The 22,505-nt window shown below is 71.6% G+C and carries 21 protein-coding genes and 1 pseudogene; 8 read left to right on the plus strand and 14 right to left on the minus strand.

Features of this window, described 5'->3' with window-relative positions; all coding sequences use genetic code 11:
- Positions 1 to 6: 6 nt before the first annotated feature.
- From ABD990_RS30940 to ABD990_RS30960, 5 genes are all read right to left on the minus strand, one after another.
- Positions 7 to 2,259 (minus strand): molybdopterin-dependent oxidoreductase, encoded by a 2,253-nt coding sequence (locus tag ABD990_RS30940; protein ID WP_345384332.1) that lies wholly within the window; start codon positions 2,257 to 2,259, stop codon positions 7 to 9.
- Positions 2,260 to 2,278: 19 nt separating this feature from the next.
- The gene (locus tag ABD990_RS30945; RefSeq protein ID WP_345384333.1) at positions 2,279 to 2,716 is read right to left on the minus strand and encodes a DUF7064 domain-containing protein; all 438 of its coding nucleotides are present in this window, start codon (positions 2,714 to 2,716) and stop codon (positions 2,279 to 2,281) included.
- A complete protein-coding gene (locus ABD990_RS30950; protein ID WP_345384334.1) occupies positions 2,676 to 2,939 on the minus strand; it encodes a DUF7065 domain-containing protein in 264 nt (87 codons plus the stop codon). Before ABD990_RS30950 ends, ABD990_RS30945 begins: the two co-directional genes overlap by 41 nt.
- Positions 2,936 to 3,805 (minus strand): alpha/beta fold hydrolase, encoded by an 870-nt coding sequence (locus tag ABD990_RS30955; protein WP_345384335.1) that lies wholly within the window; start codon positions 3,803 to 3,805, stop codon positions 2,936 to 2,938. The genes ABD990_RS30950 and ABD990_RS30955 overlap by 4 nt, the downstream gene beginning before the upstream one ends.
- A gap of 130 nt (positions 3,806 to 3,935) precedes the next feature.
- Positions 3,936 to 4,112 carry a hypothetical protein gene (locus ABD990_RS30960; protein WP_345384336.1) on the minus strand — a complete coding sequence of 59 codons (177 nt, stop codon included), beginning with the start codon at positions 4,110 to 4,112 and terminating at the stop codon, positions 3,936 to 3,938.
- A gap of 120 nt (positions 4,113 to 4,232) precedes the next feature.
- Between ABD990_RS30960 and ABD990_RS30965 the strand changes: the two genes are divergently transcribed.
- Positions 4,233 to 4,988, plus strand: coding sequence for an SDR family NAD(P)-dependent oxidoreductase (locus ABD990_RS30965; protein ID WP_345384337.1), 756 nt, complete (start codon positions 4,233 to 4,235; stop codon positions 4,986 to 4,988).
- A gap of 659 nt (positions 4,989 to 5,647) precedes the next feature.
- Here ABD990_RS30965 and ABD990_RS30970 read toward each other — a convergent pair.
- The 6 genes from ABD990_RS30970 to ABD990_RS30995 all read right to left on the minus strand — a co-directional run bounded on the left by ABD990_RS30970 (position 5,648) and on the right by ABD990_RS30995 (position 10,472).
- Complete coding sequence (locus tag ABD990_RS30970; protein WP_345384338.1) at positions 5,648 to 5,890, minus strand: SDR family oxidoreductase; 243 nt, start codon at positions 5,888 to 5,890, stop codon at positions 5,648 to 5,650.
- Between the two features lie 259 nt (positions 5,891 to 6,149).
- The gene (locus ABD990_RS30975; protein ID WP_345384339.1) at positions 6,150 to 6,398 is read right to left on the minus strand and encodes a hypothetical protein; all 249 of its coding nucleotides are present in this window, start codon (positions 6,396 to 6,398) and stop codon (positions 6,150 to 6,152) included.
- Entirely contained in the window at positions 6,395 to 7,510 is a 1,116-nt protein-coding gene (locus tag ABD990_RS30980; protein ID WP_345384340.1) for a Zn-dependent alcohol dehydrogenase, read from the minus strand. The genes ABD990_RS30975 and ABD990_RS30980 overlap by 4 nt, the downstream gene beginning before the upstream one ends.
- Positions 7,507 to 8,934 (minus strand): aldehyde dehydrogenase family protein, encoded by a 1,428-nt coding sequence (locus ABD990_RS30985; protein WP_345384341.1) that lies wholly within the window; start codon positions 8,932 to 8,934, stop codon positions 7,507 to 7,509. The genes ABD990_RS30980 and ABD990_RS30985 overlap by 4 nt, the downstream gene beginning before the upstream one ends.
- A 7-nt stretch (positions 8,935 to 8,941) precedes the next feature.
- The gene (locus ABD990_RS30990; RefSeq protein WP_345384342.1) at positions 8,942 to 10,072 is read right to left on the minus strand and encodes a thiolase C-terminal domain-containing protein; all 1,131 of its coding nucleotides are present in this window, start codon (positions 10,070 to 10,072) and stop codon (positions 8,942 to 8,944) included.
- The gene (locus ABD990_RS30995) at positions 10,065 to 10,472 is read right to left on the minus strand and encodes a Zn-ribbon domain-containing OB-fold protein (protein ID WP_345384343.1); all 408 of its coding nucleotides are present in this window, start codon (positions 10,470 to 10,472) and stop codon (positions 10,065 to 10,067) included. The genes ABD990_RS30990 and ABD990_RS30995 overlap by 8 nt, the downstream gene beginning before the upstream one ends.
- A 170-nt stretch (positions 10,473 to 10,642) precedes the next feature.
- On the opposite strand from ABD990_RS30995, the gene ABD990_RS31000 reads away from it, so the two are divergent.
- From ABD990_RS31000 to ABD990_RS34600, 4 genes and pseudogenes are all read left to right on the plus strand, one after another.
- The gene (locus ABD990_RS31000) at positions 10,643 to 11,998 is read left to right on the plus strand and encodes an MFS transporter (protein ID WP_345384344.1); all 1,356 of its coding nucleotides are present in this window, start codon (positions 10,643 to 10,645) and stop codon (positions 11,996 to 11,998) included.
- Between the two features lie 8 nt (positions 11,999 to 12,006).
- Positions 12,007 to 13,545, plus strand: coding sequence for a class I adenylate-forming enzyme family protein (locus ABD990_RS31005; protein WP_345384345.1), 1,539 nt, complete (start codon positions 12,007 to 12,009; stop codon positions 13,543 to 13,545).
- 38 nt (positions 13,546 to 13,583) lie between these two features.
- Complete coding sequence (locus ABD990_RS31010) at positions 13,584 to 14,384, plus strand: enoyl-CoA hydratase/isomerase family protein (protein ID WP_345384346.1); 801 nt, start codon at positions 13,584 to 13,586, stop codon at positions 14,382 to 14,384.
- A 161-nt stretch (positions 14,385 to 14,545) separates the two neighbouring features.
- A pseudogene (locus ABD990_RS34600) lies at positions 14,546 to 15,187 on the plus strand (alpha/beta hydrolase); the annotation flags it as partial.
- A 105-nt stretch (positions 15,188 to 15,292) separates the two neighbouring features.
- Here ABD990_RS34600 and ABD990_RS31015 read toward each other — a convergent pair.
- Entirely contained in the window at positions 15,293 to 15,931 is a 639-nt protein-coding gene (locus ABD990_RS31015) for a TetR/AcrR family transcriptional regulator (RefSeq protein WP_345384347.1), read from the minus strand.
- 77 nt (positions 15,932 to 16,008) lie between these two features.
- On the opposite strand from ABD990_RS31015, the gene ABD990_RS31020 reads away from it, so the two are divergent.
- Complete coding sequence (locus ABD990_RS31020; protein ID WP_345384348.1) at positions 16,009 to 17,559, plus strand: class I adenylate-forming enzyme family protein; 1,551 nt, start codon at positions 16,009 to 16,011, stop codon at positions 17,557 to 17,559.
- Complete coding sequence (locus ABD990_RS31025; protein ID WP_345384349.1) at positions 17,549 to 18,331, plus strand: enoyl-CoA hydratase/isomerase family protein; 783 nt, start codon at positions 17,549 to 17,551, stop codon at positions 18,329 to 18,331. Before ABD990_RS31020 ends, ABD990_RS31025 begins: the two co-directional genes overlap by 11 nt.
- Before the next feature lie 701 nt (positions 18,332 to 19,032).
- On the opposite strand, the gene ABD990_RS31030 is transcribed toward ABD990_RS31025, so the two are convergent.
- Positions 19,033 to 19,998 (minus strand): zinc-binding dehydrogenase, encoded by a 966-nt coding sequence (locus ABD990_RS31030; protein WP_345384350.1) that lies wholly within the window; start codon positions 19,996 to 19,998, stop codon positions 19,033 to 19,035.
- Between the two features lie 127 nt (positions 19,999 to 20,125).
- Between ABD990_RS31030 and ABD990_RS31035 the strand changes: the two genes are divergently transcribed.
- Entirely contained in the window at positions 20,126 to 20,461 is a 336-nt protein-coding gene (locus ABD990_RS31035) for an ArsR/SmtB family transcription factor (RefSeq protein ID WP_345384351.1), read from the plus strand.
- 50 nt (positions 20,462 to 20,511) lie between these two features.
- Here ABD990_RS31035 and ABD990_RS31040 read toward each other — a convergent pair whose 3' ends face one another.
- On the minus strand, positions 20,512 to 22,467 hold the full coding sequence (locus tag ABD990_RS31040; RefSeq protein WP_345384352.1) for a helix-turn-helix domain-containing protein: 1,956 nt from the start codon (positions 22,465 to 22,467) through the stop codon (positions 20,512 to 20,514).
- Positions 22,468 to 22,505: the final 38 nt, after the last annotated feature.

Here is a 22,505-nt window from a genome sequence, read left to right on the forward strand (position 1 = left end):
CCGGGCTCAGGCGCGGGCCAGGCGGACCGGGATCGCGTTCATCTGCACCGTGCCCGAGAGCGGGTCCAGCACGGTGCCGTCGGTAAGGGTGTTGCTGTTGACCCCGGGCTTCTGCGCCGCGACGCGCAGGCGGGCGTGCGGGTCGTCGTGGCCCCAGCCGTGACCCAGCGAGACGACGCCGGTGCCCACCTCGTCCGTCACCCGGACCGGGACCCGGATCTCCCCGGCGGCCGAGGTCACCAGCGCGACTCCGCCGTCGGTCAGGTCGTGCGCCTCGGCGTCGGCGGGGGAGACGTGCAGCGCCGACCGGTCCTTGCCCTTCGCGAGCGGCGAGACGTTGTGCAGCCAGGAGTTCTTCGACCGCAGGTCGCGCCGGCCGATCAGCAGCAGGGTGCCGGGCTCGGGCTGCGGGACCTCGACCCGGGCGAGGGCCTCGAGGATCATCGGCGGGGCCAGCTCGATCGTGCCGGACGGCGTGCGGATCACCTCGTCCAGGCGTGGCTCCAGCGGCCCGAGGTCGATGCCGTGCGGGAACTCCAGCAGCCGGGACAGCGACAGCCCGCCCGGGTTGCGGCCGAACAGGTCGCCGTAGGGGCCGGAGCGGATCCGCAGGTCCATCAGTCGCCGCGGGCCCCGGCCGGGCACCCCGGCGACGATCTCGGACTCCTCGGCACCCACGCTGCGGGCGATGGAGCGGCGCAGGGCGGTGGCGATCTCGTCGTCGATCTCGTCGGAACCGGCGTGGGCGCCGCGTCCCTCGTAGATCGCGCAGAGCCGCAGCAGGATCTTCCACTCCGAGAGCATCCCGTCCGGGACGGGGCGGGCGGGTGTGGAGAAGCGGGCGTAGTTGCGCTGCGCGTACTGGTAGAGGACGAGATCGAAGTGATCCCGCGTGAGTGAGCCCGGCGGCGGGAGGATCACGTCCGCGTACCGCGTCGTCTCGTTCAGGTAGGGGTCGACACAGATCAGCGTCTCGACCTCCGCGAGGGCGCACTGCATCCGTGCGGAGTCGGGCAGCGAGCGTGCGAGGTTGCCGGCGTACACCACCAGTCCGCGGACCCGGCCGGGACCGGGCGTGAGGATCTCCTCGGCCAGCGCGGCGACGGGGAACTCGCCGAGCACCTCGGGATGCCCGCTCACCCGCGTCCGGTACCGCCCGACGGTGAACGGGCGCGCGGGCTTCGTGGCCTTCCGCGTGGTCGGGCCGCCGGTGACGGGCCGGGTGAACAGCAGTCCGCCCGGCCGGTCGAGGTGTCCGCACAGGACATTGACGGCCTGCAGCGCCCAGCAGGTGAGGGTGCCGTACCGGTTGAGCGTCGTGCCGAGCCGGCCGTACACGGCGGCGCGCTCAGCGGTCGCGAGATCGCGGGCGAGGCGCGTGATCGTCTCCGGCGGGATGCCGCAGACCTCGGCGACGGCCGCGGGCGGGTACGCCGCGACGGCCTCGCGCAGCTCGCGCAGCCCGCTGAGCCGGCCCGCGGCCGCGCGGGGTCGCACAAGGTCCTCGGCGAACAGGACGTGCAGGATCCCGAGGAACAGGAACAGGTCCGTGCCGGGCCGGATCTGCAGGTGCTCGTCCGCTGCCCCGGCGGTGGCGGTCCGGGCGGGGTCGACGACGACCAGCCGGCCGCCTCGGGCCCGCAGCGCCTTCAGCTTCCCGCGGTAGTCCGGCGCGGCGCCGATGCTGCCGTTCGACACCAGCGGATTGCCGCCGACGATCACCAGCAGATCCGTGGTGTCGAGGTCCGGCACCGGGATACTGCTTGGCTCCCCGAACAGCAGGGCCGCCGTGACGTTCTGCGGCAGCTGGTCCATCGTCGCCGGAGAGTAGGCCTGGATGCTGCCCAACGACCGGGCGAGTCGGCCCGCGAGCAGGGTGAACGCGACGTTGTGGCCGGTCGGGTTGCCGGTGTATGCGGCGACCGAGTTGCGGTCCTCGGCGAGCAGGGGCGTGAGCAGCCGGTCGACCTCGGCGAACGCCTCCTCCCAGCTCGCCTCCTGCAGCTCGCCGGCGCGCCGGACGAGGGGTCGGGTGAGGCGGTCGGGGTCGTCGTCGACCGCGCCGAGCGAGGCGCCCTTGGGGCAGAGGAAGCCCTTGCTGTAGACGTCGTCGGTGTCGCCGCGGACCGAGACCACCCGGTCCTCCGCGTCGAGGGTGACCGAGAGTCCGCACATCGCCTCGCACAGCGGGCACCCGCGGGGAACGGTCCGCAGGGCCAGGTCCCGAACGGTGGCTCGGGTGGCGGCGTCGCTCGTCATCGGGCCTCCTCACACATATCTAACGACTGTAGGTTGAGGGCTGCGACCGGTCAATGGTGGTCGTGCGGCCGTGAGCCGGTCTCCCGGTGAACTCGTAGCCGTGGCCGGTGCCCGTCCAGACCCGGAGCCGGGCGGCGAGCGGAGTGTGCCCGTCCTCGGCCATCTCGACCCGGTCGTCGACCCGGACCACGCCGTGCCGCTCGCCGCGGTCGTCCACGTAGCCGTAGTCCGATCGGCCGCGGTCCGTCGTCATCGCGTAGACGGCGGCGAACAGGTCCTCGCCGAAGGTCAGGTGGCCCCAGCGGTAGGTCGCCGTGAGGTTCCCGTAGTCACCCGGACCCCAGGAGTGGTCGTGGAAGGCAACGGCGCTCGCGGCCCGGCCCTCGGCGAAGGTCGCGGTGGTCCGGCCGAAGACCTCAGTAGTGGCCGGTCCCGGACGACTCGTGGTCCGACACACGGTTGCCGCGCAGCACGAGCGGCGCGGTGAAACCGGTGAAGGCGAGGTCGGCCTCCGAGCTCTGCACGCACGCGCGCTGCCGCGCGGGCTGGAAGTCGACGTGGTGGTATCCGCCGGAGCGGGTCACCGGGTCGTACCACGAGGTCAGCCAGGCCTCCTGCCACAGCTCCGAGTCACCGACCGGGTGGTGCCGGAAGTGGTCGCAGGCCGTGTAGCTGCTCATCCGGCGAGCCGGACCGGACCGTCGAGGAAGTCGAGCAGGTGCTCGCCGAACACGTCGTTGTCGTCGCCGGCGACCATGTGCCCGGCCCCGTCGACGTCGACGAGGCGGGCCGACGGGACGAGGCTCAGCAGCTCCTGGGCGCCCGCGGTGCTGACCACACGCGACTGCCGGCCCCGCACCAGCAGCGTGGGCACGCCCAGCCCACGGGCGGCCTCGCGAGCGCGGCGGGCGTTGTCGTCGAGCGTGCGCGGGTCGGTCTGCCGGCTGTCGAGCAGGCGGGGGTCCCAGTGCCAGTACCAGCGGCCGTCGCGGCGGCGAAGGTTCTTCTTCAGGCCCTCGGGCCGCGGCGGCCGGGTGCGGTGCGGGTTGTAGGCGGCGACGGCCGCGGCCGCCTCGTCGAGCGTGGCGAACCCGGAGGTGCCGGAGCGCATGAAGTCGGTGATCTCCGCGGTTCCCGCGCGCTCGGTGGTGGGCGTGACGTCGACGAGTACCAGGCCGCGGGCCAGGGTCGGGTCGGCGGCAAGCGCGAGCAGGGAGGTCATGCCGCCGAGGGAGGCGCCGACGAGCACCGGGGGTTCGTCGAGCACGGTGACCGCTGTGCGCAGGTCGGCCACGTGCGCGTCGAGCGTGTAGTCGCCGTCCGGCGCCCAGTCGCTGTCGCCGTGTCCCCGCAGATCGACCGCGATCGCGGTCCAGCCCTGCGCGGCCAGCCGTCGGCCGGTGTGTCGCCAGGAGTGCCGGGTCTGCCCGCCGCCGTGCAGCAGCAGGACGGTGCCGCGGCGCGTGCGCAGCGGCGGCGCCCAGCGGTCCGCGGTGAGCCGGACGCCCTCGCCCGGCAGGGTGAGCCGGCGGTGGCCGTATTCCATCGTTCTTCTCCTCGTGTGGCGGGTCGTGGTCCGGCCCGCGCTGCAGCCAGGTCTGCTCACGCCACCGGTTGATCGTCTCCTGGCGTGTGCCCGGTCCGGCCGGACGACTGTGCGACGGTCGACGGCCACGTCAGGCCGTCCGAGCGCCGTCGGTCACCCGTTTCGGGCCGGCGAAGGAGATGGCGATGGTGCGGCGCCGGGGGGTACTGCTTCGGGTCCACACCAGCCGCGAGAGGGTGTCCGGGACGGCGTCGACGAGCACCTCGCCGGAGACCCTGAGCGAGCGGCCCTTGTGCGGTCGAACCATGGCGCACCCCTCGCGTCGTCGCGGCGTCCTCCGTCGCGGTATGCGTGACGGTGGACGGATCGTGTCTCATCGTATCGCGGTCTTACCTTATTGCTGTAGATTAACCCAAGGGAGAGTGGCATGAGTGATCTGTCCGGTCTGCACGCCGTGATCACGGGTGGCAACGGCGGGATCGGCCTGGCGATGGCGACAGGGATGGCCCGGGCCGGGGCGAACATCACGCTCTGGGCCCGGGACACCGCCAAGAGCGAGGCCGCGGTGGCGCACCTGGGCGGGCTCGGGGTCAAGGCACAGGCCCTGATGTGCGACGTCGCCGACGAGGAACAGGTCGTCGACGCGATGGCCCGGTCGGTCGAGGCGCTCGGCCCGCTCGGCTGCGTCGTCGCCAACGCCGGGACCGCGGCGGCCCGTCCCCTCGTGGAGACCACGCTCGCCGACTGGCGCGGGGTCATGGCGACCAACCTCGACGGCGTCTTCCTCACCTGCCGCGAGGGCGCCCGCCAGTTCGTCGAGCAGGGGACGGGCGGCTCGATGATCCTCGTGTCGTCCATGGTCAGCCGCTTCGGCGCGGCGCAGCAGGCCGCCTATGCGGCGAGCAAGACCGGTGTGCTCGGGCTGGCCCGCACGCTCGCCGTCGAGCTGGCCCGCCACCGGGTCCGGGTCAACACCCTGGTCCCGGGCTGGACCCGCACGGGTCTCACCGTGCCGCGGCAGGAGGACGAGCGGTTCATGGCCGCCACGACGGCGCGCACACCGGTGCGGCGCTGGGCCGACCCCGAGGAGTTCGAGAAGGTCGGCGCCTTCCTGGCCGATCCGTCGCAGACCTTCCACACGGGCAACGAGGTCGTGGTGGACGGGGGCTACTCGATCTTCTGAGTCGGAGGAGCGTGGAGCCACTCGTGGTGCGAAATCGTGTTCGTGGTGCGAGTTGCGGAGGCTGCAGCGGGTCTAGCCGGCGCTATCTTCGCTGGTAGAAGGGCTACGGGGGATCTTGGGCGATCCTGGCAGTCAAGGGGTAAGGGGTTCGAAACCCCTCAGCTCCACCCTGACCAGCGGAATCTCCGCTGATGAAGATCGAGACCGTTGGTAAAGGTGCCACGACCTCGAATCCTTCGTGATCATTGTCTCGGGACGTCTCCGCTGGTTACCGCGTTGCGACACCTGGGGATGTTCGAACTTCTGACCCCTTGACTCCGGCGTGGAGCCAGTCGGGGTGCGGGTACACCTCTGTACTGACAATCCTGCCCTCTGCGTTCTGCTGGTTGGGGCACCGGAGGGCAGGGATTCCCGCAGATCTCACTCACCGGTCCGCCTGTGGCGTGGCGGACCTGGCCGGAGACGAAGCTGGAGCGGTTGCCAACGACGTAGGAGAAGGACGTCAACACTGCCCATGCCCGCCCTCGCAGCCCTGGCGAGAGAGCCGACGGCGAGCTGAAGACCCTCCAGGCGTCGAACAGTGCTGGCGGCGCGCGGGGATCTGGAAACCGGTGTGTGCACGAGCGTTGTCCCTGAAGTTCAGCAGCCCGCCGATGGGATCATGGCAACCGCGCGCCGGCGGCGAATCCTCCGTCGACGGTGAGGACGTGGCCCGTGATCATCCCCGCCTCGGGGGAGGCGTGGAAGCCGACGGCGGCGGCGACCTCCTCCGGACGGACATACCGTGGGATCGCCATGAGATCGAGCCACACCTGCCGGGTCTGGGCGGAGCGCGAGGCGACGAGCGGGGGTCTCGACGGGCCCGGGGCCACGGCGTTGACCGTGATGTAGCGCGCACCCACCTCGGAAGGTGCCGGTCCGGATGGTGTCGACCAGGGCCTGCCAGTCGTCGTCGGTGGTGTCGGCGAGGTCGTTGAGGATGGTGAAGCCCCGCATTATTGCGTCGACGACTCCGAGGGGCCGCACGGCCCGCGCACGCAGCGCGATCTCGCCCGCGGCATGGTCCAGGAGCGGACCGTGCGGGTCGGCGTCCAGGTCCGCGGCGAGATCACGCGGCTGAGCATGAGTGCACGGACGCGCGCGTCGGCGGCGACGTCCGCCTCATGGTGCGCGTGTCCGACCGGGTTGATCCGCACGACGAGCCGGGAGGTGCCGGACGAGCGGACCGTCGATCGCATCGCGGCCCGCCCCCGCGATTTCGCGACCTCCGCGAACCGAGTCCTCGAGGTCCACGACGACCGCGTCGGCGGGCCCGGCCAGGGCCTTGGCGGTGAGCTCCGGCCGGGTCGCCGGGGTGAACAGCAGGGTGCGCACCCGCAGCCCGCCTTCCTGCAGCGCGAGCGTGATCACGCGATCTCGACCAGCCCCCGGAGCAGCTCACCGGCCTCCAGGTCGCGGTAGCCCTCGTTGACCTGCTCCAGGCGGTAGCGGCGGGTGATGAGCTCGTCCAGCAGGAGCTTCTTCTCCTGGTGCAGCGCGAGCAGCGCCGGGATGTCCCGGGTGGGGCTGCAGTCGCCGTAGGCCGTGCCGCGGATCGTCTTGCTGAGCATGGTGATCATGGGTGTGGGCAGGACGAGCGCCGGTTCGGTGAAGGCCGCCATCGCGGTGATCACCACGGTGCCGCCCTTCGCGACCAGGTCCACCGCGGCCGCGCTGATCTCCGGGGTGTTCGTGGAGGTGGTGATGATGACCTTGTCCGCCCCCGCGCCCACGGTCAGGTTCATGACGAGCTCGCGGGCGGCCGCGGCGTCTGCCACGCTCACCGACGCCCCGAACAGGTGCGCGGCGTCCCGCTTGAACTCCACGGGCTCGACGACCACGACCTCGCGGGCGCCTGCGGCCCGGGCGCCCTGCACGGCGTTCATTCCGATGCCGCCCGCCCCGAGGACCACGACGACCTCGCCGGGGTGGACCGCCGCGGCGTTGACCGCCGACCCCCACCCCGTCGGGACGCCGCAGCCGACGAGAGCCGCCACGTCGAGGGGGATGTGGGACTCGATGCGCACGACCGAGCCCTCGTGCACCACGCCGTACTGACTGAACGTGCCGAGCTGACACATCGCGCCGACCCGGCCGCCTGAGCCGGAGAGCGGCCAGCTCTCACCGGGGAGGTGTCCGCGCATCGTCGCCGCGCCCGCGTCGCACAGCACCTGGCGGCCACTCGCGCACCACCGGCACGTTCCACAGCTCGGGATGAACGAGCAGACCACGTGGTCACCTGGTTCGACCCTGGTCACCAGCGGTCCCACTGCCTCGACGATCGCGGAGCCCTCGTGGCCCAGGACCATCGGCAGCCGCCCCGCGATGGTGCCGTCGGTGACGTGGAGGTCGGAGCGGCACAGGCCCGCGTACCGGTAGGCGAGCAGGACCTCGCGACCCTGGGGGGCCGCGACGTCGAGCTCCTCGAGCCGCATCTCCTCACCGACGCGGTGCAGCACGGCTGCGGTCGTGGTCCTCGTCATCGGGAACTCCTCGAGGGGAACTGGATCGCTTTGGTGGCGGTGTACTCGGCGATGCCGTAGGCGCCGGACTCACGACCGAGGCCGGAGGCGCCGACGCCGCCGAAGGGGGCTGCGGGGTTGTGCGCGGCGCCGTTGACGTCGACCTGGCCGGTCCGCAGCCGCGCGGCTACGGCGGCGGCCCGGTCCTCGTCGGCCGACCACACGGCGCCGTGCAGGCCGTACGGAGTGGCGTTCGCGGCGGCGACCGCCGCGTCCTCGTCGTCGACGGGGATGACCGTCAGGACCGGACCGAACACCTCCTCGGTCGCGATCGGGGCCGTCGGGGAGACATCGGCGAACACGGTGGGACCGACGTAGTGGCCCTTGTCGGGTACCGGGTGGTCCACACCGCCGAACACGAGGCGAGTGCCGTCGGCGACCGCGGCACGGACGAGGCCGAGCACCCGGTCGCGCTGCGCGGCTGAGACCAGCGGACCGAGCCGGGTGGCCGGGTCGGTGGGGTCGCCGGGCACGAAACGTGCCGCCTGGGCCACGGCGATCTCCACGGCCTCGTCGTGTCGTGCGCGCGGCACGATCAGCCGGGTCCAGGCGCTGCACGTCTGGCCCCCGTTGAGGTAGCAGTTCGCCACGGACACCGTGACCGCCGCGGTGAGGTCGGCATCGTCGAGGACCACGCTCGCGGACTTGCCCCCGAGCTCCAGCACGGGCCTGGCCAGGTTCGCGGCGGCGAGCGCCGCGACCCGGCGCCCGGCGGCCGTCGACCCGGTGAAGGACACGACGTCCACGTCCGGGTGGCCGACGAGCGCTTCGCCGACGCTGGGCCCGGTCCCGTGCACCAGGTTCATCACCCCGTCGGGCACCCCCGCCTCGGGGAGCAGGTCCATCAGGATCTCGGTGGCGAGCGGGGCCACCTCGCTCGGCTTGAGCACGACGGTGCAGCCCGCTGCCAGCGCCGGGGCGATCTTGAGGACCGCCTGGTGCAGCGGGTAGTTCCACGGGGTCACCGCGGCGACCACGCCCGCGGGTTCGTGCGCGATGCGGGAGTGCCCGATCCACTCCGGCTCGAGGTCTCGCTCCAGGACCGCCACGCAGGCGTCGACGTCCGCGCGGGGCAGCGCCGCCTGGACGCGGCGGGCGAGCGTGATCGGGGTGCCGACGTCCGCGGTGATCGCCCGGGCCAGGTCGTCCTCGCGGTCGGCGAGGAGCCCGGACAGTGTGGCGAGCACCTTCGCCCGGTCGGCGGGGCTGCTGCGGGACCACTCGGCGAACGCGCTGCGCGCCGCCGCCACCGCCGCCTCGACGAGCTCCGGGGTCGAGGGGTGCACGGTCGCGATGGTCGCTCGCGTCGCCGGGTTCTCCACCGCGATCGGCGGCTCGCTCGTGCGGTGTCGACGGCCGCCGACGAGGGTGAGGCAGTCGGTCATGGCTGTCCTAACGGTCGGTGGTGAGGACGGCGGCGGAGCCGTCCATGAGGGCACCGGAGGTCACGACCGCGACCTCGTGCCGGGCGGCTTGGCGGTCGCCGCCGCGGCCCTGCAGCTGCAGGACGGCCTCGGCGAGGGTGTTCATGCCGTGCAGGTAGCCCTCTCCGAGCAGGCCGCCGTGCGGGTTGATCGGCAGACGACCGGAGCGGACCAGCTCGCCCGCTCCGCCGCGCTCGCAGAGGCCGAGCCCGTCCAGACTCATCAGCACGGCGCTGGTGAAGCAGTCGTAGAGGCAGGCCACGTCGACGTCGGCGGGGGTGACACCCGCCCGCCCGAACAGCTGGTCCCGGACGAGGTCGGTGAAGTTGCGCGTGTAGTCCTCGGTCAGCACGTGGTCGCCGATGTCCAGCCCCGGTCGCGGGCCTGCGCGGTAGGCCGCCGCGGCCACCCGGACCGGCGGGCGGCGCAGGTCGCGGGCGCGGTCGAGACCGGTGACGAGCAGTGCGCAGGCGCCGTCGACCTCCGGTGTGCAGTCGGCGACCCGGAAGGGGTCGGCGACGAAGGGGGAGGCGAAGTACCCGTCGAGGTCCAATGGCGCCCGCCGGATCGCACGTTCGTTGCGGACCGCGTACTCCCGGTGCGCGATCGCGACGGCGGCGAGGTCGCGGGCGTCCTGACCGGTCTCGTGCAGGTACCGGCGCGCCCACATCGCGATGTACATCGGGTAGGCGTCGTAGCCGATGGGGTAGCGGAACTGGCCGCCGCGCCCGGGGAAGCGCGCCGAACCGACCTTCGGACCCGACCGCCCGTTGAGCGCCCGGAAGATCAGCACGTGCTCGGCGAGACCGGCGGAGACGGCGGCGCTCGCGTGGGCGAGCAGATTGCAGGGCGCGTGGCCCGCCTGGTTGAGGTCCAGCACCATCCGCAACCCCGGCAGGGCCAACGCCGTGGCCAGGGCCTCGGCGTTCTCGGAGTCGGTGCCGACCATGTGGCTGGCGATGCCGTCGACCTGTGCGACGGGCAGGCCCGCGTCCGCGCAGGCGGCCAGCGCGGCCTCGGCGGCCAGGTCGAGGACCGGGCGTCCGGACTCCCGGCTGAACGCGGTGTAGCCGACGCCGGCCACCGCGACCTCACGCATCGGGCACCATCCGCAGCTCCGTCCAGTCGGGGTGGTGGTGGAAGAGGGGGCGGACACGCATGCCGAAGTCGATGCCGTCCGCTCGGTCCAGGCGCACGGCGACCCGCGGCCCCGCGTCGAGGTCGACGGTCGCGACCACGTACGGGACGTCCGCGGTGAACTGCGGCCGGAAGGCCCGGTGCACGACGATCCACGAGTAGACCTCGCCCCGGGCGTCGACGTCCTCCCGGTCGTGGCGGTCCGACGTGCACCACGGGCAGCGGCCCATCGGGGGGAAGCGCAGCCGCGCGCACGCCGCACACCGCTGCAGCTCCAGCCGCTCGAGTCGCAGCGCCGCCCAGAACGGGGCGCTGTCCGCATCGATCCCCCCTCCAGGCGGTCCGGGGGCGGGTGTGGTCATCGAGGCCCTCCAATTCTTTCCACCGGTGGTTTGAATATCGTGGAGAGCGTGCGCTCGCGCAAGCCCTTGACGGGCCCTCGGCGGCCCTCTTAGGGTCTCGCTCCATCAAACGGTGGGTGGAATTTCTGCCGACCGACCGTGCCGTCGTTCCCCGACGTCGAGGAGCCCCGATGACCGAGCACGATCCACACGCCGAACTCGTCCTGGACGACACCTCGCCGCCGCGCGAGACGCCGCCCGACCCCGAACGCGATCGGGCCTTCCGCCGCACCGTGGTCGGCGCGGTCATCGGCTCCGTCGTCGAGTTCTACGAGTTCTCCGCCTACGGCGTGCTCGCCACGACGATGGCCGCGGTGTTCTTCCCGATCGCCGACCCCACGGCGGCATTGCTGTCGTCGCTCGCGGTGTTCGCGCTCGCGTTCTTCGCCCGCCCGCTGGGCGGGTTCTTCTGGGGCCCGGTCGGGGACCGGATCGGCCGCAAGCGGACCCTCGCCCTGACCATCCTGCTGATGTCGGCCTCGACGCTGTTGATGGGTCTGCTGCCGAGCTACGCGGCCATCGGGGTGGCGGCCCCGATCATGCTCGTCATCCTCCGCTTCCTGCAGGGCTTCTCGTGCGGGGGTGAGGTCTCGGGCGCGGTGTCGTTCATCGCCGAGCAGGCCCCGGCGAAGCGGCGGGGCTTCTTCGTGTCGCTGATCGTGGTCGGGGCCACGCTCGGAACGCTGCTCGGCACGCTCGTCCCGGCGACCCTGCTGCTCACCCTCAGCACCGAGGACATGCAGGCCTGGGGCTGGCGCATCCCGTTCCTGTTCGCGCTACCGCTGGGTGTCGTGGCGATCTACATCCGTCGGAAGCTGGACGAGACGCCCTACTTCCTCGAGCTCAAGCGGCGCAGCGGGGCCCGGCGCAACCCCGTCACGGCGGCCCTGTCCGGGCGCAGGCAGTGGACGCTCCTCAGCCAGTCCGTACTGATCACCTCGCTCAACGCCGCCTCGTTCTTCATGCTCGTCGGTTATCTGCCCAGCTTCGCGGTGCGCGACCTGAGGCTGACCGGGGCCCTGGCCTTCATGCCGACGGTGCTCGCCATCGTCACGATGCTCGCCTCGGAACTCATGGCGGCCCGGCTGTCCGACCGGATCGGGCGCCGCAGGGTGCTCGTCGGCTCGGGGCTGTGGCTGCTGGTGCTGTCCTGGCCCGCGTTCCTGCTGATCACCTCGGGCTCCCTGGGCCCGATGGCCGTCGGACTGGTGATCATGGGTATCGGCGCGGGGGCCTTCACCGCCGTGACCAACCCGGCGATCATCGAGCTGTTCTCGACGAGCGTGCGGGTCACCGGGCACGGGATCACCTACAACCTGGCGATCGCCGTCTTCGGCGGCTCCGCCCCGTACCTGCTGACCTGGCTCGGTGGCGTCACCGGCAGCGCCGTGGTCGGTGCCTTTTACATCATGGCGGTCTCACTGATCGCCATCCCCGCCGTGCTCTCCATCCCCGAGATGGCGGGCAAGCCCATGAAGACCGGATGAGGACCACCATGGATGTTCCGAGCCTGATGAGGCAGTCCGTCCACTTCCACCGCGAGCGCACCGCGCTGATCGCCGGAACCCGCCACCTGACGTTCGGCGAGGCCTGGGAGCGCGGGGTTCGGGTCGCCAACGGCCTGATCGCGGCCGGGGTGCGACCCGGCGACCGCGTGGCGGCGGTCGAGGACAACACGCTCGGCGCCGCGGACCTGTTCCTCGGGGCGGCCATCGCCGGAGCCGTCCGGGTGCCGCTCTACCCGCGCAGCTCACGTGAGGCGCACGCGATCATGATGGCCCAGACCGAGACCGTGCTGGTGGTTGCCGAGGAGCCCTACATCGACACGGTCAAGGGCCTCGAACACGAGGTCGGCTCCCTGCACACGGTGCTCGTCCGGGATTCGGGCTGGGAGGACTGGCTCGCCGCGCAGTCCGCCGCGGACCCGCTGATTGAGGTCGGCCCGGACGACTGGTACATCATCCGACACTCCTCCGGCACGACCGGACGGCCGAAGGGCGTCGGCTACACCCAGCACGACTGGCTCGTGAACTGCCGCAACTGGTACTACCGCCTGCCGCGGCTGAGCACCGACTCGGTGGTCGGCCACGCGGCACCGATCTCGCACGCCGCCGGCTACCTCTTCCTGCCGGCGTGGCTCGCGGGCGCGACGAACGTCCTCTACGGACCGTTCTCGGCCACGAGCACCCTGGAGCTCACCGAGGCCCACCGGGTGACCCACCTCTACCTCGCCCCGACGATGCTCGCCGGGGTCACCGCCGACCCGACGGCGGACGGCCGGGACTTCTCCGCGCTCGAGGGCCTGCTCATGGGTGGCTCGCCCGTCACGGAGCGGACGATCGAGGCCGGTCGGCGGGTCTTCGGGGATGTGCTCCACCAGGTCTTCGGACAGACCGAGGCGACGCCCCTGACGTTCCTGACCCCGCAGGAGTGGTTCAGCGACGTGCCGGGCTCGACGCCCCTGCGGTCCGCCGGGCGGGTCCTGCCCTTCTGCAGGCTGGAGATCCGGGACGCCGAGGGCGCCGTCCTCGGCCCGGACGGGGTCGGCGAGATCTGGACGCAGGTCGAGGCGCAGATGAGCGGCTACTGGGGTGATCCCGAGCGCTCCGCCGACCGTCTCGTCGACGGGTGGATCCGGACCGGTGACATCGGCAGGCTCGACGCCAACGGCTACCTGTACCTGCTGGACCGGGCGGACGACATGATCGTCTCGGGTGGGTTCAACATCTGGCCCGCCGAGCTGGAGACCATCCTCGCCCGGCACCCGCAGGTGCGCGAGGCGGCGGTCTTCGGCATCCCGCACGAGAAGTGGGGTGAGACCCCGATGGCGGTCTGCGTCGTCGACCCGGGCGCGACGGTCTCCGAGGAGGAGCTGGTCGAACTGGTCGCCACCACGTTGGGCCGGCACCAGAAGCCCGGGCGCCTGCAGCTCACGACCGAGCCGCTGCCGGTCTCGCCGACCGGCAAGGTGCAGCGGCGGGTGCTGCGCGAACCGCACTGGGCAGGACACGAGGGAAGGGTGAGTGGCGCGTGAGCGTGCGGACCGATCGGATCAGCCTCGGAGGGCCCCCGGTGAACGGCTCGGAACCGGCCTTCGGCGTCCCACCGAACGCCGAGCTCGCGCTCGTGACCCTCGACCGTCCGGACGAGATGAACCCGCTGGACCACGACGCCATCCGGACACTCCGCGCGGCGCTGGCGGACCTGGACGCCGACCCGCGGGTGCGGGCGGTCGCGATCACCGGCGCGGGGCGTGCGTTCTCCGCGGGTGGGGACATGAAGAAGTACCGGACCCTCCAGCGTGACCCGATCGCCTTCCCGGTCTTCCTCGAGGACTTCCACACGCTGCTGACCGAGGTCGGTGCCGCCGCCACACCCGTCCTCGCGCTCGTGAACGGCGTCGCCGTGGCCGGGGGTATCGAGCTCCTGCTGAGCTGCGACTTCGCCGTCGCCGCCGAGTCGGCCCGAATCGGCGACGGGCACCTGCCCTTCGGTCAGATGGGCGGTGGCGGATCGCTCACGCTGCTCCCACGGGTCGTCGGACCCTCGCGAGCCCGAGAGCTGGTGTTCACCGGAAGGACGCTCCCCGCGGCGGAGGCACTCGAGTGGGGGCTGGTCAGCCGGGTCGTACCCGACGACGACCTCCGCACGGCCGGGATCGAGATCGCGCGCGGGCTGGCGGCGCGGTCCCCGCTCGCGGTCGCCAACGCCAAGCGCACGCTCAACGCGTCGTACTGGGAGGGCACCGCCATCGGCGCGGGACTGCGGCTGGAGCGGGAGACCGCTGCCCGCTACTGCCTGACCAGCACCGACGCACACGAGGGACTCGCCGCGTTCGCCGAGAAGCGGTCCCCGCAGTTCTCCGGGAGGTGAGTGCGGTGCACGGGGTCCCCACCGACCTGCTGGCCTGGCAGACCGACCTGCGGGTTCCGCCGGGGGAGGACCTCGTGACGCTGTTGACCCGGCACGACGGGTACGTGAACGGGGACCTTCCGGACGTCGCCGTGATCCATGAACGGGTGCCGATCCGCGAGATGAGCGGGTGGCGGCTGACCGCCGACGTCACCGTGCCGCGCGGGCGGGGCCCGTTCCCCTGCCTGGTCTACCTGCACGGTGGCGGGTGGACGCTGGGAACTCCCGCCACCCACCGCAGGCTGGCCGCCGACCTCGCCGTGCTGGGGCTGGTGGTGGTGTCCGTCGACTACCGACGCGCTCCGAGGCACCGGTTCCCGGCCGCCGTCGAGGACACCGAGGCCGCTGTGCGGTGGGCACACGCCCGCGCGGTGGAGTTCGGCGGCGACCCCACACGGTTGCTCATCGGCGGTGACTCGGCGGGCGCGAACCTCGCCGCGGCGGTGCTCGCCACCGCCGATCTCCCCGAGGTGCGCGCGGCACTGCTGCTCTACGGCGTGTACGACTTCCATCGGGCGTTACCCCTGCTCACCGCCTTGACCGGTGGCCCGGACGCCGCGAGCCAGCACTACGTCGACCCGGCGGACTTCGACCGTCTCCACGGGGACCCGCGACTCAGCCCGGACCGTGCCGTCGCGGGCTTCCCACCCTGCTGGTTGACCGTCGGGGGCCTCGATCCGCTTCGCGGGGAGACCGAGGCCATGGCCGCCGCGCTGGTCGCGGCCGCGGTGCCGCACCGCGTGCACGTCGCTCCGGGCGCGCCCCACGCCTATCTGCAGCTGCCCACGCACCCGGCACACGCCGGGGCATGGCGACCGCTGCGGGCATTCCGCGAGGAGCGCGTCTCCGTGGCGTGGGTTGACCGGGGCTCAGGCCCCTGGGACGAGAAGCCCGCCGAGGACCAGGTCGGCGAAGTCCTCGCCGATCTCCTCCGCGGACTTCCGCCCGCCGGGGGTGAACCAGCGGTACACGGAGTTCACCATCCCGAAGATCGCGAAAGAGGCGATCTTCGGGTCGACCTCGGGCCGGATCCGGCCCGCCGCCTGCGCCTCGACGATCCACTTCTGCACGGCGTGCTCGTGCTGCGCCCGCTCCTCGATGATCACCGCCTGGCGCTCCAGCGGGAGCGAGCGCCACTCCAGGTAGAACAGCGTCGAGCGCTCGAGGTTGCGGGCGGTGTGCGCGGTGTCGACGGTGATCAGCTCACGCAGCTTGTCGACGGCGGAGCCGTCGGACTCGAGGATCTCGGCGAAGTAGCTGCGCGTGTCCTCGTGGTACTGCTGAATGAGCTCGAAGAGCAGGTCCTGCTTGCTCGAGATGTAGTAGTAGACGCTTCCCTTGAGCAGGCCCAACGCGGCGCCGATGTCCTGGGTGGTCGTGGCCTCGTAACCGCGCTCGAAGAACATCCGGGCCGCTGTGTCGAGGACCTCCTGCCTGCGCGAGTGCTGCTTACGCCGCCGGCGCGGCGGCGCAGGCTCCTCCGGCACCGCCGACCCCGCTCGCGCCACGACCCACTCCTCCCGACGCCCCGAGGATACGGACGCCCGCGCCGCGACCCGGGATCGACCCACCGGTGGACCGAACGATGAACGGAGACGCCATGCGCTACATCGACTTCCTCGACCGCGGCGCGGAGCTCTACGGCTCCCGCGACGCGATCCGGGACGGCGACCGCTCCTGGACCTACCGCGAACTCGTCACCCTGAGCCATCGGATCGCCCGCGCCCTGCAGACGGAAGGGCTTCGCCCCGGCGACCCGGTCGCGATCTGGACCCCCAACCATCCGATGGGCCTCGCCGCCCAGTTCGGCGCCGCCCGTGCCGGGTGCCCGTGGATCCCGGTGAACGTCCGCAATGGCGTCGAGGAGAACCTCGCCGTACTCGCTCGCCTTGGGGCGAGGCACCTCTTCTTCCACTCGTCCGTCGCCGCGGACGCGGCCCGAGCGCTCGCCGAGGTCGACGGCCTGGAGTCGAGCGTCCAGCTTGACGGGATCGAGTTCGACGACTGGCTGCCGGCCTGCGGCCCGACCGTCGAGTGCCCCACCGGGCCCGACGACGTCGTCCTGCTGCCGAACACCAGCGGCACCGCCGGGCGGCCGAAGGGGGTGCGCCACGTCAACCGGGGCATCGAGGCGATGGTCGCGAACTACCAGAGTCTCATGCACTACGACGTTCCGCCGGTCACCCTCGCCGCGGCACCGCTCACGCACGCCGCCGGCTACTTCGCGACCACCCTGCTCTCCCAGGGCGGCACGGTCGTCACGCTGCGCGCACCTGACCCGCTGAGCATCCTGGAGGCGATCGAGCGCGAGCGGGTGACGACGCTCTTCCTGCCGCCGACGCTGATCTACTCGATGCTCGCGCACCCGAGGGTCGGGGACTTCGACTACTCGTCGCTTCGCTACATGATCTATGGCGGGGCGCCGATGTCGGTCGAGAAGCTGCGCGAGGCGATCACCGTCTTCGGTCCCGTGCTCGCCCAGACCTACGGGCTCACGGAGGCCCCGGTCGTGCTGGGCTTCCTGCTCCCGCACGACCATGTGGAGGCCCTCGCCGATCCCTCCCGGGAACGTCGGCTGATCAGCTGTGGGCGCCCCGGACCGTTCACCGAGATCGGGATCATGGACGACGGCGGTCGGCTGCTCGGCCCGGGCGAGCGGGGCGAGATCGTGTGCCGGGGTGGCACGGTCATGGCGGGCTACGTCGACAACCCGGACGAGGACGCCCGGGTGTTCGACCGCGGCTGGCTGCACACCGGGGACGTCGGCGAACGGGATGCCGATGGGTTCCTCTACGTCGTCGATCGCAAGAAGGACATGATCATCTCCGGCGGTTTCAACGTGTACCCGGCCGAGGTCGAACAGCTGATCTGGCGCCATCCCGCCGTCCAGGACTGCGCCGTCGTCGGCCTGCCCGACGAGAAATGGGGCGAGGCGGTCACCGCCTTCGTCGAGCTGAAGGCCGGGGCGGAGCTCGACACCGCCGAGCTGGCCGTGGCCCTGCGTGCACAGCTCGGCGGGGTCAAGGCGCCCAAGGCGATCCGCGTCGTCGACACCCTGCCGCGCAGCGCGGCGGGCAAGGTGCTGAAGCGGGTCATCCGGGAGCAGTACTGGAAGGGACGCGACCGTGTCATCTGAGACCCTGCTGGTCGAGCACGCCGCCGGCGTGATGACGTTGACGTTGAACCGGCCCGCCGCCCTGAACAGCCTCGCTCCCTCGCTCGTCGACGCGCTGGACGAGGCGTGCGCGGCCATCGAGGTCGACGACGCGGTTCGGGTCGTGCTCCTGCGGGGGAGCGGACGCGCCTTCTGCGCGGGTGGCGACCTCCAGGCGGCGATGGCCGCCGAGGCCGCGGAACCGGGCGCCGCCGCCCGCTACTTCGACTCGATCAGCGCCGTCCTGCGGCGAATCGAGCGCCTCCCGATGCCGGTGGTCGCAGCGATCCACGGCTGGGCCGTCGCAGGCGGCCTCGAGATCGCGTTGTGCTGCGACCTCGTCGTGGCCGCCGACTCCGCCCGGTTCGGCGACGCGCACGCCCGCTACGGCCTGATTCCCGGGGGCGGGGGTTCGGCGCGGCTCCCGCGCCGGATCGGGTCGGGTCCCGCGAAGTGGCTGATGTACACCGCCGAGCCCGTGTCGGCCGACCAGATGCAGCGCTGGGGTCTCGTCCAGCTGGTCGTCCCCGCCTCCGACCTCGAGGCGGCCGCCCGCGGGCTGGCGGAGTCGCTCACCCAACGCAGCCCGCAGGGGCTCCGCGCGATGAAGCGGCTCGTGGACGCCCAGGCCGATCACACCCTCGACGAGGCCCTCGCCCTCGAGTCCAAGGTCTCGGCCGACCATGTCGCGTCGGGCGGAGCGGACGAGGGCTGGGCTGCCTTCGCCGAGAAGCGCCAGCCGGACTTCGGGTGACCGCCTGGCCTGTCCGCGGCAGCGTAGTCATGGAGCCACTCGTGGTGCGAAACCTTGCGCATGGTGCGAGTTCTGGAGGCTGGAGAGGGAGATTCTGTCAGTGTTGCTGCTGGTAGGAGGCTTGTGAGGGGGCTCGTGGAATCCTGGCAGTCAAGGGGTCAGGGGTTCGAATCCCCTCAGCTCCACCCTGACCAGCGGATTCTCCGCTGACGAAGATCGAGGTCGCCGGTAAAGGGTGCCACGACCTCGAATCTCCTATGAAGACTCTCCACAATCATTCTCGCTGGTAACGGCGTTGTGGGGTTGTTCTGGCGTTCGAGGTTCTGACCACTTGACTCTGGCGTGGAGCCGATCGTGGTGCGAGGACATCTTTGCATCGAGAATCCTGCTCTCTGTGTGCTGCTGGTGAGGGCACCGGAGGGCAGGGCTTCCCGCGGATCTCACTGACCGGGCCGCCCGCGACGTGGGGACCTGGCCGAGACGAAGCTGGAGCAGTTCACAACGACGTACGAGAAGGCGCCGACATTGCTCATGGCCGCTCTCGCTGCTCTGGCGAGGGAGCAACGGCGGCCCAAGGAGTTCCTCTTACCGATCGGCGCCGGCGGCGCCCGGGGCTCGAGGCTGGTATGCGCACGATCGTCGCCTTGAGGGCCCGGTAGTCCGCCGAAGGGATATGACGGCCACGCGCCGCCGATCGGTCGTCAGCGAGTGAAGACGATCTTCCCGGCCACGTCGCCCTCGCTCATGGCGCGGAAACCGTCGGCTGCCTTCTCGAGGGGGAGCTCGAGTCCGATCGCGGGGGAGATGCCTGCTTGGTCGACGAAGGCGAGGAGGTCGACGAGTTCCTGGCGGGTGCCCATGGTGGAGCCCTCCACGCGGATCTGGAGGAAGAACAGTCGCTGAAGGTCGGCGGAGGGTGCCGGTCCGCTGGTGGCGCCGCAGCAGATCACGGCGCCGCCGGGGCGGACCGAGCGCATGGAGTGGGCCCAGGTGGCTTCGCCGACCGACTCGAAGACCGCGTCGACCTTGCCGGGCAGCCTGGCGCCCGCCTCGAAGGTCGCGTGCGCGCCGAGCCGCTCGGCCAGTGCTCGCTTCTCCGCGGCCCGTCCGGTGACCCAGACCTGCATGCCGGCTGCGGCCCCCAGCTGGATGAGGGCCGTGGAGACGCCACCCGCGGCACCCTGGACGAGCATGGTCTGGCCGGGGCGCAGGCCGGACTTGGTGAACAGCATGCGGTACGCGGTGAGCCAGGCGGTCCCGAGGACGGACGCCGCCTGCGGGGAGACGCCCGCCGGCAGCGGGATGACGTTGCGCTCGGGCACGACCACGGTGTCGGCGAACGTGCCCTGGTGCTTCTCGGTGAGCAGGGTGCGCCGCGGGTCGAGGGTCTCGTCTCCGGACCATGCGGGGTCGCCGATGACCGGGTAGACCACGACGTCGGTGCCGTCGGGCAGGGTCCCGGTCGCGTCACCGCCGAGGATCATCGGGTACTGGTCGGGCTTGAGGCCGACGCCGCGAAGAGTCCACAGGTCGTGCATGTTCAAGCTGGCGGCCGTGGTGCGCACCGCCACCCATCCCGCGGGCACCTCGGGCTCCGGGCGTTCGCCCACGACGAGGGCGGCAAGGGGATCGGTAGGGTTCGGCTCGGCGGCGTAGACGGCGAACACGGGCACCTCCAGAGTTCGATGATGTTAGAAACGTAGAGACATCGGGCCTGGCACGCAACGTCGTGGTGACCGCGCCCACGCCCGGCTCGGGCGGCAGCACGCGAGCGGCGTGCGAGCATGGTTGTCGATGAGCACGGACTCTCAGCCCGGCCCGCCGGTCGCGCCCTCGCTGCACGACTCCTATGTCGCGTTCGGCAAAGCCATCGCCGACCCCACGCGACTGGACATGCTCGTGCTCATCGGAGAGACGGGGGAATACCCCTGTACCGCCTTGGAGCAGCAGCTGCCGATCAGCAAGTCGACCATCTCGTATCACGTCAAGGTCCTGACCCAGGCCGGACTGGTCAAGGTCCGCCGGGAGGGCCGTTTCTTCCACTACGAGCTGCAGCGCGAGGTGCTCGACTACTTCGCTCCAGGGCTACTCGCTCGCCTGCTGGCGGCACGCACGCAGTACGAGTCCTGACACAAGTTTCCTCGGGTCGGTGGTGGCACCACCTCAGTCAGTCGCCGGCCTCAGCTCGCCCCGGGGTCCAAGTGTGCGCAGACCAGCCGCAGGTGAAGGGCGAGCTCGACCTGCAGCCGGGAGGCGGAATCATCCGTCCCGCCCTCGAGGAGCCGGTTGATGCGGTCCAGACGCTGGGAGACGGTCTTGGGATGCAGCTGCAGCACAGCAGCAGTCTGGTTGGTGTTCCCGTTGCACCCGTAGAAGGTCCGAAGCGTCGCCTCGAGCTCGGTCCGGCGCCTGGCATCGTAGTCGAGCACGGGTCCCAGCACGGACCGGACGAAGCCTTTCACGTTCCGCTCCTTGCCCAGCAGCAGGCCCACGAAGCCGATGTCCGACGTCTGCGCGTACCGTCCGCTGCTGCCCAGGGCGAGCAGCGCGTCCAGGCACGTCTCCGCCTCGGCACGGGCCGAGCGGATCTCGTTCGGGCCCACGACCGGTCCGGCCGCGCCGATGGTCGGCCGTCGTCCACTGGCGCGGTGGAGGGTCGCGCTGACGAGCTCCGCCGTCTCCCGCACGTCCGGACGGGGAAGCGCGAGAATGAGACGACCGCCGTGGACGGTGGAGAGACCGTGGTGTGTCGAAGCGAGCTCGGCCGCGGTCCGGACCAGGCGGTCGCGCTCCTCGGGGAGCTCGGCGACCAGCACGGTGTAGCCCGCGTGGAGATCCACACCGAGATGTCGGGCACGCTCACTCATGCCGTGCCGGGCGTGGTCGAGCAGGATGTCCTCGAACAGCTCGCCGCGGACTCGGCTCTCGGTCTCCGCCAGTGACCGACGGAAGAGCAGCAGCAGGCCCGTGACGAGGGCGGCGCGTTCGAGGATCTGCTGGTCGACCTCGTCCGCGGGCTCGGGCCGCACGAGGATGAGGTGGCTGAGCAGGTCCGTTCCCGCCGTCACGGACGTGCTGCACACGCCGTCACCGACGTACGTCCTGGGCGAGGAACGGCTCGTTGCGAGGACTTCGGCGATCGTGGCCGCGGAGATCGCCTCGGTGCTGGTGGCCACGACGAGTGTCTCGCTGTCGTCGACGACCGCCACCTCGCCCCCCAGCAGGTTGCGAACCTCCTGCGCGACCTCGGCCAGGTCCCCGCCGTGCAGGACGAGCGCTGCCAGTCGGTCGTGGGCCTGAGCGGCCCGTTCGATGTCGGCGTTGCGCTCCTTGAGGAGGCCGCTCGCGATCTCCAGCTCGTCGAGGGCCGTCTGCATCTGGCTCCGCATGCGGGCCTTCTCGACGGCGACCGCGGCGTGCGCCGCGAAGGAGGAGAGGAGGGCCACGTCGGTGGGCGGGAAGGGACGCTCCGCGCGGTATCCGGCGAAGAGCACACCGATGACCCGCTGTTCGACGAGCAGCGGGACGCCCAGGATCGCCACCAGACCCTCCTCGCGAGCCGCCGCGTCGGCGGCAGCGGTGTGGCGGAACCCGTCATCGGTGAAGTACGACGCAGTTGCGTACGGGACCCCGGTCTGGGCCACCAGGCCACCCAGTCCGTCCCCCATCGGCACGCGGAGCCTGCGGAAGAGTGCGGAGGTGCCACCATCGGTGATGGTGGTGTAGTAGGTGTCGCCGACCTCCTCGTCCACCAAGGTCATGTACGACAGGTCCGAGCCGAGGAGGCGGCGAGCTCGCGTCACGATGGCCTCGAGCACTGAGCGGAGCTCGGTGCGGGCAGCAAGGTCGCCGGCGGTCTCGTACAGCGCGGCGAGCTCCGCCTCTCGTCGTCTGCTCGTCTCGAGGATGTGTCGAACGTCCAACGCGAGCTCTCGGGCTTCTTCGAGCTCCGCCACGGTGGACGCCGGAGCGGCGGCCTGGCGCGCCTGCTGCACGAGAGCGTCGAAGTCCTGTGCGGGCGCGTCCTCGGCGAGGAGCTTGAGGAAGGACAACGCTGTCATCCGCGTCATTATCGTGAACGGCCCGTCGGGCCGGTAGCACTTCGCGAGGTGGCTATGCGGCACGGGGACGTGCACGACGCGACCCGCATACCTCCGTCGCGGCCCGCGATCGG

The sequence above is a fragment of the Pseudonocardia yuanmonensis genome, assembly GCF_039542425.1.
GTDB classification, from domain to species: Bacteria; Actinomycetota; Actinomycetes; order Mycobacteriales; family Pseudonocardiaceae; genus Pseudonocardia; species Pseudonocardia yuanmonensis.